The 14,018-nt window shown below is 39.9% G+C and carries 6 protein-coding genes and 4 pseudogenes; 7 read left to right on the forward strand and 3 right to left on the reverse strand.

All coding sequences use genetic code 11. The annotated features are described in order from the left end of the window. Nucleotides 1–5: 5 nt before the first annotated feature. Nucleotides 6–2,908: pseudogene (locus ACU8V8_RS01850) on the reverse strand (TonB-dependent receptor plug domain-containing protein). A gap of 573 nt (nucleotides 2,909–3,481) precedes the next feature. Between ACU8V8_RS01850 and mpl the strand changes: the two are divergent. The 5 genes and pseudogenes from mpl to trmB all read left to right on the forward strand — a co-directional run bounded on the left by mpl (nucleotide 3,482) and on the right by trmB (nucleotide 7,837). Then, nucleotides 3,482–4,831, forward strand: coding sequence for a UDP-N-acetylmuramate:L-alanyl-gamma-D-glutamyl-meso-diaminopimelate ligase (mpl, locus tag ACU8V8_RS01855; protein ID WP_446888646.1), 1,350 nt, complete (start codon nucleotides 3,482–3,484; stop codon nucleotides 4,829–4,831). Nucleotides 4,832–4,850: 19 nt separating this feature from the next. Then, the gene (locus tag ACU8V8_RS01860; RefSeq protein ID WP_421959912.1) at nucleotides 4,851–5,474 is read left to right on the forward strand and encodes a flavin prenyltransferase UbiX; all 624 of its coding nucleotides are present in this window, start codon (nucleotides 4,851–4,853) and stop codon (nucleotides 5,472–5,474) included. Beyond that, nucleotides 5,471–6,400 (forward strand): ABC transporter ATP-binding protein, encoded by a 930-nt coding sequence (locus ACU8V8_RS01865; RefSeq protein WP_446888647.1) that lies wholly within the window; start codon nucleotides 5,471–5,473, stop codon nucleotides 6,398–6,400. The genes ACU8V8_RS01860 and ACU8V8_RS01865 overlap by 4 nt, the downstream gene beginning before the upstream one ends. Continuing rightward, nucleotides 6,401–7,169: pseudogene (locus tag ACU8V8_RS01870) on the forward strand (ABC transporter permease). Beyond that, nucleotides 7,169–7,837 (forward strand): tRNA (guanine(46)-N(7))-methyltransferase TrmB, encoded by a 669-nt coding sequence (gene trmB / locus ACU8V8_RS01875; protein WP_446888648.1) that lies wholly within the window; start codon nucleotides 7,169–7,171, stop codon nucleotides 7,835–7,837. The pseudogene ACU8V8_RS01870 and the gene trmB overlap by 1 nt, the downstream one beginning before the upstream one ends. Here trmB and ACU8V8_RS01880 read toward each other — a convergent pair. Further along, nucleotides 7,767–9,705 (reverse strand): annotated as a pseudogene (locus ACU8V8_RS01880) (EAL domain-containing protein). The gene trmB and the pseudogene ACU8V8_RS01880 sit on opposite strands and share 71 nt — an antisense overlap. A gap of 266 nt (nucleotides 9,706–9,971) precedes the next feature. Here ACU8V8_RS01880 and panP point away from each other — a divergent pair. Next, nucleotides 9,972–11,600 carry a pyridoxal-dependent aspartate 1-decarboxylase PanP gene (gene panP / locus ACU8V8_RS01885; RefSeq protein WP_446888649.1) on the forward strand — a complete coding sequence of 543 codons (1,629 nt, stop codon included), beginning with the start codon at nucleotides 9,972–9,974 and terminating at the stop codon, nucleotides 11,598–11,600. Nucleotides 11,601–11,651: 51 nt separating this feature from the next. On the opposite strand, the pseudogene argE reads toward panP, so the two are convergent. Further along, nucleotides 11,652–12,801 (reverse strand): annotated as a pseudogene (gene argE, locus ACU8V8_RS01890) (acetylornithine deacetylase). Between the two features lie 210 nt (nucleotides 12,802–13,011). On the opposite strand from argE, the gene argC reads away from it, so the two are divergent. After that, the gene (argC, locus tag ACU8V8_RS01895) at nucleotides 13,012–14,016 is read left to right on the forward strand and encodes an N-acetyl-gamma-glutamyl-phosphate reductase (RefSeq protein WP_446888650.1); all 1,005 of its coding nucleotides are present in this window, start codon (nucleotides 13,012–13,014) and stop codon (nucleotides 14,014–14,016) included. Nucleotides 14,017–14,018: the final 2 nt, after the last annotated feature.

The following is a 14,018-nucleotide window of genomic DNA, read 5'->3' on the forward strand; positions in this document are numbered from 1 at the left end:
TTTAATTAGAAAGTGTATTTAGCGCCTAACGATAAGCGACGGCCTTTAACATCAAAGAACTCACCATCGTCGTACGTGAACGGGTTACGTGGCGGCTCACGGTCGAATATGTTGTTAACACCAACACGTAACTGTAGCTCATCCATTAGATAAGTTTTGTACATGAAATCAAATGTTGTGTAAGACGGGATATCATTGTAGTTATTGTCTTCAATGGTCCAGTCGTTGTCATTAACAGTTGCATGACGGTAGTTCATGGTTAGCACATAGGCTGAATCATCGTGAGAATAAACAGCATTAAAGCGGCCTTTCCAGCGAGGTGAAGCTGTTTCGCCTACATCAGAGCGAAAATCTTCAGCACGACCTGTAGAGTTGTTATTGTCCTCTATTAAGTAAGTTGCTGTTAGTTTTAATGCCAAATCACCAGAGAACAACTCAGTACGGTATGCAGATTCAACATCGATACCTTTGATTGCTACAGTTGCAGCATTGATAGGTCGATTGTAGAAATTTGTGATCTCTCCTGTTTTAGAGTCTCGCTCCACGTTGTTACAGAATAGATTGTCTAGTGATGTTGATTCATAACAAAGCTTAACATTATCTCGGCCATAATATTCAATAGCATCATCAATTTCAAATGACCAATAATCAAGTGTTAAATCTAATCCTTCAATAAACTCTGGAGTGTAAATAACACCGATTGTGTAATCGTTTGACGTTTCATTTTTAAGGTCTTGGTTACCTTGAATATAACCCGGTAAACTACCGCCTGCTAACCATTCATCAGAAGGCATCCAACCTTGAGGCAGGCCGGCAGCTTGGCAGTTTTTGATTACGTTATCTTTATATTTACTGCCTGACTCAGCGATAGAGTCGGCTCTACATACATCAGCACGTCCTGAGCTGAACGTTTTTGAATTAGGAGTAAATAAATCACCTAGATTTGGTGCTCGTACTGATTTTGAACGATTTAAACGTACGCGTAACTCATCAGTGACGCCCCAATTTAAGGCTATCTTCCAGGCATTATCTTCACCTGTAACCGAGTAATCCATATAACGGAACGCTGTTTCAAGGGTTAAATCGGTCGCTAAAAAGGCATCTTCTAATAATGGGATTGAGATTTCAGCTGAAAGCTCATTTACATCGATTTCTCCATCCATTGGTGAGCTTGAGTTACCAAAGATCAGGCCTTTTTCCATGTTTTCAGATGGTCTAGTGATTGCTGATTCTCTGCGGTGTTCAGCAGTGAAAGCCGCAGCAACGTAACCTGCTGGTAACTCAAATAAGGCACCATCTACAGTAACAGCAAACACGGCTTGGTCGTGCTTAGCAAAACGTGTTGCATCAGTCGCTATATAGTCTAATTGTGCTTGTGTTGCTGACGTCGCGCCCATAGTGTTAAATGGTGTACAACCTTCAATAGCACCTATAACATCGCCGTTTGCATTACGCTTGGCACACACTACATTACCTTGGTATTCAACGGCATCAATAGAGTTAGCTAAGTTTTGTGTTAATACTTCGCCAGTCCAAAGAGTATCTTGCTCGATGCGGCCAAATTGTGCGTAAGCAGAGTAGCCCCAGTCATCACTTATAATACCTTCAGCGCCGATTGAAGTACGAAATACCTCACGCTCTTGGTTATATGCACGGTCGCCCCATAAGTTTTCATTAGCTTGGCGAAGTGTTACCTCTGTAAGCTCATTGTCGTCCATTACTTTAGCCATATCGTCTTTAATAAACGCATTATCGCGACGTATAGTATGGCGAAAGAAAGAAGGTGAGCTCTCTGTTGTAGCTTCTGTATTTGAATAGGTGAAATCAAAAGTTAAAGCGTGGTCGTCATTGAGTTCATATGTGCCGTACGCAGAAGCAATTATTCTTTCTAATGGCGTTTGAAAGTAATCTTTATAGCCTTGGCCAAAAACACCATCACCTTGATTTTGATTATCTTGAAAGTAGTTTGACGCATCGCTTCCAACACCTGGATTAGGAATGCGTCCCAAGCCATAGTCAAACGGTTTTAGGTTACCATTTGCATCAAAGGTATAGTGGTGATTGTCGTAACCATTATCTTTAAGTGAGTCTTTAGCGAAGAAGTCGCCACCCTCTGAGTAATAAGCAAGGCCTGTCGGCTGACCTAAAACAACCCGTGAAGGGATACCATCACTACCACTTGTATTTGCCGGGTTTGCGTATGAGTCACAGGGTTGCGGTAGAAATCACGGCTCAGCTTGCCATAGCTTTTGTTTTCAGTGTAATTAAATGAGGCAATAAAAGAGAGTTTATCGCCTTCCATACCGCCAGTAATCGAGAAGTTGTTTTGCTCGCCACCACTTTGCTCTGGACGTACGGTAGAAACATCAAGTTCAATTCCATCCATTGATTTTTTAGTAATGATATTTACCACACCTGCTACTGCATCTGCGCCGTAAACGGCTGCTGCACCACCAGTAGCTATCTCGATACGTTCAATCATTGTGGTAGGAATGTTGTTTAAATCAACTGCAGTATCACCCACAGAACCAGGCACAAAACGACGTCCATTTACAAGCACTAATGTGCGTTCTGAGCCTAAACCACGAAGGTCCGTAGTGTTAAGGCCTGACGCATAAATAGTGTTGGTTGTTGTTTCAGGAGAAAGGCCAACTGTTGCTTGTGGCATTTCTGCAAGCAAATCATTGACGTTAGTAATACCTTGGTTTTCCATCTCAACACCGCTTATCACAGTAACAGGCGTTGGTGACGTTAGGTTAAAGCGTTTGATTTTTGAGCCAGTAACTTGAATACGTTCAACAGGTTTAGTTTCAGTCGTTGACTGCGCAAATGTATTTAATGCACTAAATGCAGTTGTTACTAAAACTGCGTTTACAGCTGTTGCGATAAGATTTAATTTTTTCAACATAACACCTTTAATTTCGACAAGCTTCAACTAGGAGTTAAAGCATGATTGAACTAACTAGTTATCAAGGTAGGCATTTTAAACTTAAGAAGTTAAATAAATGGCAGACAATGTAACCAGATGTAATTTAGCGCTACGTTTTAACATAGTACCTAATAAGAGTCTTAAAAAATGGTAATGTGTATATTGTTTCAATAATGTGTACTTTGTTTTTGTTTTGAATATATATTGGTATCAATCTGATATTTAAGGCTAAATTATGTAATTATATATTTACGATGTCCTATTTGGATTGTTTTTTAGTGTTTTTTATTCCTGTTATTAACTTTATTTAAATTAAATATAAATATTTTAGTGGTTTAAATCGGCACTAATGTTAATTTTGTATAAAAAGTGATGTTTATTTTATCGCCAGTTAGACGAGTGGCATGGAACTTTTTGCAATAAGTTGCTTAATTAGGTGGTTTTTGGCAAAACTGTAATGCTATATGGCAATGGCAACTAGCTACTAATTTTGGCATTATGGCAGGTAATAAAAACAATGCTGCTTATAACTAGTGCAGCAAAGGAATAGACATGCATATTCATATTTTAGGTATTTGCGGCACTTTTATGGGTGGTATTGCCGCGATAGCTAAATCATTAGGTCACACAGTTACTGGGTCTGATCAAAACGTATATCCCCCAATGAGTACCCAGCTTGAAGAGCTTGGTATCACACTTACTCAAGGCTATGAGATTTCTCAACTAGAGCCTGCGCCAGATATGGTTGTCATTGGTAATGCGATGAGTCGTGGTAATCCGTGTGTAGAGTATGTGTTAGATAAAGGCTTACCTTATACATCAGGTCCAGAGTGGTTAAAACATAACTTACTACAAGATTCATGGGTGTTAGCTGTGGCGGGGACTCATGGTAAAACTACAACAGCAAGTATGCTTGCTTGGATACTCGAATATGCCGGTTTGAAGCCGGGGTTTTTAATTGGTGGAATTGTACAAAATTTTGGAGTGTCAGCCCAAGTCGGCGACACCCCGTTTTTCGTGATTGAAGCGGATGAATACGACACTGCATTTTTTGATAAACGCAGTAAGTTTGTTCATTACCTGCCGCGTACACTGATTTTGAATAATTTAGAGTTTGATCACGCTGACATATTCGACGATTTAAATGCAATAATAAAACAATTTCATCATTTGATGCGTACATTACCAAGTACAGGCAAAGTAATTTGGCCCAATGATGAACAGGCTTTAACTGAGGTCATTAATCAAGGCTGTTGGAGCGAAAGTGAAACGCTTGGTAGTGATTGGAATTATAATTTACTTAAGTCTGATGGCAGTGAGTTTAGCGTTTTGCTCAATGGCGAGTCTGTAGGGACTGTTAAGTGGCAAGCAATTGGTGTGCATAATGTTAAAAATGCCATTATGGCTATTGCTGCGGCGCGTCACGTGGGCATTGCAATAGAGCACAGTATTGCAGCTTTAGCACAGTTTATTAGTCCAAAAAGGCGAATGGAACTTAAAGCGAATATTGCTGATATTAAGGTTTATGACGATTTTGCCCACCACCCAACGGCAATTAAAACCACGCTTGCGGGTCTGCGTGCTAAAGTAGGTGATGATAAAATTATCGCTATTTTAGAGCCGCGGTCTAACACAATGAAAATGGGCGTTCATCAACATACATTATTAGCGTCATTAGTTGATGCCGATGAGGTTTATTTATTTGAACCTGACAACTTGAGCTGGTCTTTGAATGAGCAAGCTCAGCAAGCGGGAATGAATTGCTTATCCAGTACTGACGAAATAGTGACTCAAGTAGTTGATAAAGTGCGCCCGCATCAGCATATTTTAATTATGAGTAATGGTGGGTTTAATGGTTTACACGAGCTATTGATTAGCCATTTAACAGATAAGTTTAATTAAATTTAAAGAGAGAGCCACAGTGCAATATAAAGAAACCATCACCCTTGCGTTTAGCGGGGCGTCAGGTGCACCTTATGGCTTACGGTTGCTTGAAGTGCTTTTAGCACAACAATTTAGAGTGTATGTATTGATATCAAGTGCAGCACGTGTGGTGCTTGATACTGAGTCAAATATTAAGCTCTCAGCTAATGAAGACAAAGCCACCGAGCAGTTATGCACACTTTTTAATGCGCTACCGGAGCAACTTCAAGTATTTGGTAAAGATAACTGGTTTAGCCCGGTTGCGTCAGGCTCTGCGGCACCTAAAAAAATGATAGTGTGTCCATGTAGCGCAGGCTCGGTTTCAGCGATTGCAGTAGGTGCATCTGATAATTTACTAGAGCGTGCAGCTGATGTAGTGATTAAAGAGCGTGGACAGCTTATTTTAGTGCCACGAGAAACCCCATTTAGTGAAATTCATTTAGAGAATATGCTTAAACTTGCTCGGTTAGGGGTTACAATTATGCCAGCAGCGCCGGGTTTTTATCATCAACCTGAGTCAATAAGCGACTTAGTTGATTTTATGGTGGCACGCATTTTAGATCATTTAAACATTGAGCATACCCTCACTAAACGCTGGGGTTATGGGGAAGGTAAAAAGTGAGCGAACAGACAATAGCGTTAAACATTAAAGGCCTGAATAAGGTTTATAAAAATGGTGTAGAAGCGGTAAAAAACATTGATTTAGAAGTACAAAAAGGCGACTTTTTTGCACTGCTTGGTCCCAATGGCGCTGGTAAATCAACAACAATAGGGGTTATTTCTTCATTAGTAAATAAAACCGCAGGTCAAGTTGAAGTATTTGGTCATAATATTGATACCCATTTAGAAGCGGCTAAATCAGAGCTAGGTTTAGTGCCACAAGAGTTTAATTTTAGCCAATTTGAAACCTTGACTCAAATATTGGTAAATCAAGCGGGTTATTACGGCGTTCCTCGTAAATTAGCCCATAAGCGAGCCGATAAATACCTGACGCAGCTGGGCTTACTTGATAAAAAAGACAAACAAGCGCGCACATTATCGGGTGGGATGAAACGTCGCTTAATGATTGCTCGCGCATTAATGCACGAACCTAAGTTACTTATTTTAGATGAACCGACGGCTGGTGTTGATATTGAGCTTCGCCGCTCCATGTGGGATTTTTTAAGGCAAATTAACGAGCAAGGGGTGACGATTATACTGACTACTCATTACCTTGAAGAAGCTGAATTATTGTGTAAAAACATCGCGATTATTGATTCGGGAATCATCGTAGAAAATACCACAATTAAAGCCCTGTTAGCCAAACTGGATAAAGAAACCTTTATTCTGGACTTAAAACAGCCTGTGCAGGCGGTGACCCTAGATGGCTATCAGTTCTCTATGGTTGATGATCATACAATTGAAGTTGAAGTTGCAAAAGCACAGGGCTTAAATGCCGTATTTTCAGCACTTACTGAGCAAGGTAATACAGTATTAAGTATGCGAAATAAGGCAAATAGGTTAGAAGAATTGTTTGTTGGTTTACTAGAGCAAGGGCGGGGCAAGTAGATGTTTAAATATGGCGTAGCCTTAAAAAGTTTATGGATCAAAGAGTGTATTCGTTTTTTGCGTATTTGGGTGCAAACCTTAGTACCACCGGCAATTACTATGAGTTTGTATTTTGTTATTTTTGGTAACTTAATTGGCTCACGTATTGGTGATATGGGTGGGTTTAGTTATATGGAGTTCATTGTACCTGGCCTTATTATGATGTCGGTGATCACTAATTCATATTCTAATGTGGCATCAAGCTTTTACTCTACCAAATTCCAAAAAAAGTATTGAAGAGCTACTCGTTGCACCTGTACCTAATTATATTATTGTACTTGGTTATATGGGGGGCGGGATGACACGGGGCATGTTAGTGGGGCTAATTGTAACCTGTGTTTCGCTATTGTTTGTTGATATTCAAATTCATAACATTTTTGTTATTATCGCGACTGTAATTTTAACCTCAGCAGTGTTTGCATTAGGTGGATTAATAAATGCAATTTATGCAAATAGCTTTGATGATATAAGCATTATTCCTACGTTTATTTTAACGCCACTGACCTACTTGGGAGGGGTGTTTTATTCAATTACCTTGTTGCCTGATTTTTGGCAAGGTGTATCGCAGGTTAATCCAATAATTTACATGGTTAATGCCTTTAGGTATGGTTTTTTAGGTGTGTCAGATGTTGATTTATCAGTTGCATTTGGTGTGTTATTTTTATTTATTACAGCCTTATTTACATTAGCATTGACGCTAATTAAAAAAGGTGTGGGGCTTAGACACTGATGAGTGATGCAAATTCACGTAGTATTGTATCAAACCAAGATGGCTTACATGAAAAGCTGGATGAAATAGTCAATAAGCATTTAACAGCGCAGTTTAAAAAACCGATTGCAGCACATACACAAACAGCATTTGATAAAGTAAATGAAAAGGTACAGGCTTTTACAGGCCCGCTTATTTTAGATTCTTGTTGTGGGGTGGGTGAGAGCACAGCTAACTTAGCTAAGCGTCACCCAGATGCGTTAGTTATTGGTATAGACAAATCATCACATCGTTTGGATAAACATGAAGTTGAATACAAGCAGACTGACTCTGGCCAATATATTTTAGTCCAGGCTGACTTAAACGATTTTTGGCGTTTAGCTGTGGCAGCTAATTGGCAGCCCACACATCACTATTTACTTTATCCAAACCCTTGGCCTAAAGCGAAACATATTCAGCGTCGTTGGCATGGTGCTGCAATATTTCCATTTATTGTTAAATTAGGTGGTCGATTAGAAGTACGCAGTAATTGGGATATATATGTCAAAGAATTCGCTCAGGCTCTTCATTTGGCAGGGCAAGAGACACAGGTTGAACTGTATGAAAACGAAGAAGCAATCACTCCGTTTGAGCGTAAATATTGGGCGAGTGGTCAACAGAGTCACCGGCTAGTAATCGATTTGGATTAACGACCTGCGTGTGGGGAGATATCTGCGGAGCCGCACAGGCAAAGTAGTGCCCTTGCATTAAGTTTACCTTTGCTTTTATTAGTGCGTTGACTATTGGCTTACTTTCAACGCACTCTGCAATAACATGTAGATTTAGTTGTTTTGCGAAACTAGCAATATGTTCAATATAAAGGTAAATATCTTGGTCGTTAATGATTTGTCGTATTAAAGAACCATCTAACTTTATACCATCTACGTCGAGCTTTAAAACATTGGAGATATTAGAGTAACCAGTACCAAAATCATCAATGATCACCTTTACACCACGCTGTTTAACCATACTTATAAATGTTTTCACTTCGGAGAAGTTTGCAATGGCTTCGGTTTCTAATAACTCGAGAGTAATATTGCTTGGCTGTGGGTAGCGTTTAAGCTCGTCTGCTAAGAACCTCTGTTAAGCTTGGATCTAGCATGTCTTGTGCTGTGATATTTATACTCCAGCAGATACTTGTTTTTCTAAATCGCTCAAAGCATTGACTAAGCATGGTTCTGGTTAACATACCATCCATACGAGAGCGGTTCACTACGTTTAAAAATGCATCGGGTAGTAGTATCTCACCATGACAAGTGATCATACGTGCTAGGCACTCGTACTGCACAATTGAGTTGTTTTCATAGTCATAGACAGGCTGAAAATAAGGCACTATGCGATTATTTTCAAATGCTTCTCGTACATCCTTCGCCATTTCTACATTATATTGATATTGATTTTTAACATCATGTAATGCGATTGAGTAGTTTACAACATTGAATCGGCCTTGCTTAGCTTGTAACGCTGCAATGTGCGCATTCTCAAGAAGCATGGCTTTATTACCACTGGCTATACCTGCACATAATGTAATGTAAATAAAGGGGTCGGTTAGTAATGGAGTGCTACAATTATAATTTTGAATAAGATCGCTAAAGCCTGTGTGCTCTTCATCGAAAGGGGCAATCAAGACTATTTTATTCGTCGCTAAGCGAAAGATTTTACTGCTAGTAGGGCGACGTAATGCAAAGTGTTCGAGGAGACATTTCATCACTTTGTCACCCACTTCTGTACCATAGAAGCTATTGATGTCTTCTATCTCATTAACCCAAATAACTGCAACTTGCATGTGGGAGGTAGATGATTTTTTTATATAGTAATCAAGTGCTATGTGATTTGCGTAACCGCTGCTGCTATCAGTAGATAAAGCACGTTTAAGTAAATAGATATAAATGCCTGCTACCAGCAACGCAATAAAAAAGAAGAAGCTAGCAAGGGCTGCCGCTTTAGAAACACTCTCGTTTAGTTGCTCGTTTAAATCGTAGATAGTAATATCAGCACCTGTTAAATAGGTATTACCGTTTTTAGCAACGTATGGTACGAATATACTTTTGAAATGACCCCATTGATCTTTGGATGTTTCAAACACCGGTTCAGTGGAATAAAAAGCGCTTATATTAGCTTTGGTGGCTTCTGGGTATAAATCAAAGAACTGTGTTACTTTACCGCTGTTTTGGTCTTCTTGTGTATAGCTAGACGCGCTGAAGTGTACATTGGAATCTTTTAATACCATTGAATACACATAGGCAACATCCAGTGCGTTGGCAAACTCAGACAATTGACGGCTTTTTAGTTGATACATTGAATGAGGGATTAAGGCCCCTGCGTTTATTTGGTCGTGGTACTCATTTCCTAATATGTGCTTTACGCTGACTGCAGCATTGAGTAAACGAGCATCAACTTGGCGCATGATATCTGCACGCGTAGTATGATAAGTATAATAAACATAGCTAAGCAAACTAATTAGAAAAACCAAAAAGCCCGCAATTATCCAGTTTGTCCTTAAACTTGCACTTATCATGTTAGTCCCTTATATACTGACGTGGACATTATACAAAAAAATTTGCCGGCGACTATATAATTAATCTTTAGCGAGGTAAATAATTAATCAATTTATCATTAATCTGTCATGCAATTGTTGGCTTTTATGGCTTAATGCGAGACATTTATACTATATTGCAGTAAAGTTAGCGCATTTCGTAGCAACACTGCAGTTTGCCTTACTTATCGAATGTTAGTCTATTTAGGTATTAAGATTGTGAAAAACTGCATTTACTGGGTATCAAGATGGATCAAAAGCGTAGTGCCGTCGCCTCTAAAGAAACGCTGATGCGTATATTTACTGTACCAGAAGCCCCTGACTCAACACTGAGTAAAATCGAGCTTGAGATTTCGAGTAACTTGGCTGGCTTTTTGAATGAAAATATAGCAGCAATAGAAAAGCCATTGCATGAAATTGAAAAAGATTTTCAATCGGCGGTGATCCCTGAAGATCCAACGTTTGTTTCTGCTTATGCGCAGGACATTATGGATCAACTTGTTGCTCATTCGGTGCATACTGCTGCGCCTAGCTTTATCGGGCATATGACGTCTGCTTTACCACACTTTGTATTACCGCTATCAAAGCTCATGGTTGGCCTTAACCAAAACCTAGTAAAAATAGAAACGTCAAAAGCATTTACCCCATTAGAGCGTCAAGTACTTGGCATGATGCATCATCTTGCGTATGGCCAAAATGATGCTTTTTATAGTAAGTGGATGCACAGCGCAAAAACCTCATTGGGTGCGTTTTGCTCTGGTGGTACGGTTGCGAATATTACTGCTTTATGGATTGCTCGAAATCGACTGTTGAAGGCCGACGGTGAGTTTAAAGGTATTGGTGCACAAGGTTTAATTAGTGCCATGCTACATTATGGCTATAAAGGCCTTGCTGTACTGGTTTCTGAACGTGGCCATTATTCGTTAGGTAAATCAGCTGATTTATTGGGGATTGGTCGTGACAACTTTATCGCTATTAAAACAGCTAATAATAATAAGGTTGATATAGGGGCAATGCGCGACAAAGCGAATGAGCTTGAAGCACAAGGTATTAAAGTGATGGCGATTGTCGGTGTAGCTGGCACGACTGAGACCGGTAGCATTGACCCGCTCAATGATATGGCAGATTTAAGTCAAGAGCTTGGTTGTCATTTTCATGTTGATGCTGCGTGGGGCGGAGCCACTTTATTATCTGATACGTACCGTCCTTTACTCAGAGGAATTGAACGGGCTGACTCAATCACCATTGATGCCCATAAGCAAATGTATGTGCCAATGGGAGCCGGATTGGTTTTATTTAAGGACCCTGCGGCAACCGATGCAATTGAGCATCATGCAGAGTACATTTTACGTAAAGGCTCAAAAGACTTAGGCAGTCATACGCTCGAAGGCAGCCGACCAGGTATGGCCATGTTAGTACATGCTTGCTTACGTGTTATTGGGCGTAAAGGCTATGAGATATTGATAGATAAAGGGATTGAAAAAGCACGTTACTTTGCTGATCTAGTAAATGCTGATGAAGATTTTGAGTTAATATCAGCACCTGAATTGTGTTTGCTGACATACCGTTACGTACCTAAGCAAATTCAGCAAAAGATCGCACAAGCTGATGAACAGACTCGCTTAGAAATTTATGCCTCGTTAAATCGATTTACTGCAAGTATGCAAAAACGTCAACGTGAAGCTGGGCGCTCTTTTGTATCACGTACTCGTCTCACTCCTGCAAAGTACGACCATCAACCAACCGTGGTTTTTCGGGTTGTGCTGGCTAATCCACTAACATCCGAAGCTATTTTAAAAGAAATTTTAGCCGAGCAGAAAGAACTCGCCAAAACAGACCCCGTATTTAAAAAGTTTTTAGCTAAATATATGGATTAGTAGCATAGTGGTGTTACTTTACTAAAAAGAAACACCACAGCTTTTTACTGTTTAGCTAAAACAACTCGCTTTAATCATCTCACTGATAATATGTTGTGATGGCTTAATTTTCTCCATCGCTAAAAACTCATCTGGTTGGTGGGCTTGATTAATTGAGCCAGGCCCCATCACGATAGTTTCACAACCAAGTTGTTGAATAAACGGCGCTTCAGTACAGTAGTTTACTGCTACAGCTTGTTCGCCTGAGATTTTTTCTGCTAGTTTGACAAGGGCTGAATCAGTACTGCCTGTGAATGCAGGAATGGGTTCATGCATATCAACTACACTGACAGCATTAGGGTATTGGTCATTTATATCTGACGCGATTGTTAGCAGCATAGCTTGTAATTCTTGTACGCTTAAACCCGGTAATGGACGCATATCAATATGCATTTCACAGCAGCCACAAATGCGATTAGCATTGTCACCACCATGGATATGACCAAGGTTAAGAGTAGGATAAGGGATGACAAAGTGCTCTACTGAATATTTATTCTTTAATTCTTGCTTTAATACTAAGAGCCTTGAAGTAACTTGATGCATTACTTCAATAGCATTTAAACCACGCTCAGGGTCTGAGCTGTGGCCTGAGCGACCTATTACTCTAATTGCTGTGCTCATATGCCCCTTGTGAGTAAATACTGGGGTCATATCTGTCGGTTCACCAATAATACAGCGTGCTGGTTTTAAATTTGGGTGTTTGCAAATTTGTTGCGCCCCAGCCATTGTGGTTTCTTCATCCGCGGTTGCTAAAATTAATATAGGTTGGTTCTGCTGACTCTCGTCCAGTTCGCTAATCGCTTGCAATACGAAAGCGAAAAAAACCTTTCATATCAATGCTACCTAAACCATAAAGTTTGTTGTCATGTTCGCTTAATTTAAACGGATCATAATTCCAACGGCTGTCGTCAAAAGGGACCGTATCGGTATGGCCTGCGAGCATTAAACCACCATCGCCTTCGCCACGCTTTGCTAATAAGTTAAAGCGACCCTTAGGTCCTGAAAGTTCAGTTATTTCACAGTCAAACCCCAACTCTTTGCACCAGTTTGCGAGTAAGTCGATAACGCCTTTATTACTCATAGACAAAGACTCGTCCATGGCACTAATTGAAGGCGCAGCAATTAATTGCTGATACATAGATAAAAACGACGGTAAAGGCATAAAAAAATCCAAAATAATTATTCAATCTAATTGCATAACAATATAAAAGTATTTATGATGAATATCAATTCACTTTTTAAGCATAAATATATTTAAGTAGAGCTATGATCATTATACGACGATAACGAAATTTCATTCCTAATTAATAGTGCATTGATCTGCACTGAACACCTATATGAATAACAGTATTAACGATTAAAAGAGTAACGAATGAAAGTAGTCATTATTGGCGCAAGTGGTTATAGCGGTGCTGAGTTAGCCAGCTTAATAGTTAAGCATCCTCAATTAACCTTAACAGGTTGTTATGTATCTGAGCAAAGCTTAGATAAAGGCAAGTTGTTGAGTGATTTATACCCAGAGCATTTAGGTTTACTGGACACACCTTTATTACCGTTAAGCGAAGCTGCTTATAAAGATATTGGCAGCAGCGCTGACTTTGTTTGTTTATGTACAGATCACAAAGTGAGTGTTGAGTTAGCGCCTCGTTTTTTAGCTATGGGTAAAAAGGTCTTTGATTTATCCGGTGGTTACCGTTTAAGTAGTAATGAAGATTATCAAACTTATTATGGCTTTGAACACCAGCACACAGACTTATTAGCTCAAGCTGCTTATGGCTTGGCTGAGTGGAATGGCGAAGCAATTAAAGCGGCGCAACTTGTTGCGGTTGCGGGTTGCTACCCAACGGCGGCATTGAATGCATTAAAGCCATTACAGCAAGCGGGTTTATTAGCTGATCAGCCAGTGATTATAAATGCTGTATCAGGTGTAACAGGCGCTGGGCGTAAAGCAAGTGTTGGTACCCACTTTTGTGAAGTGTCACTTGCTCCTTACGGTTTATTTAATCACAGGCACAGCCCTGAGATAGAATTACACTTGGATCATGAGGTTTTATTTACACCGCATTTAGGTAATTTTCCTCGCGGTATTTTAGAAACCATCTACGTGCAATTAAAAGCAGATGTAACGCCAGAGCAAGTAACAGGTGCTTATCAGGTCTTAGCCGACGAGCCGCTAATTCGTTTGCTTGGTAGTAAGATCCCGTCCATCAAAGGGGTTGCAAAACAGCCTTATGTCGATATTGCATGGCAACAACAAGGCTGCCAGCTTATTGTAATGGCAGCCATTGATAACTTATTAAAAGGCGCTGCTGGTCAAGCGCTACAATGTATTAATTTAGTTATGGGGTTACCTCATAGCACAGGTTTAAAAGGGTAGTT

It is taken from the genome of Pseudoalteromonas sp. SaAl2 (assembly GCF_052947895.1).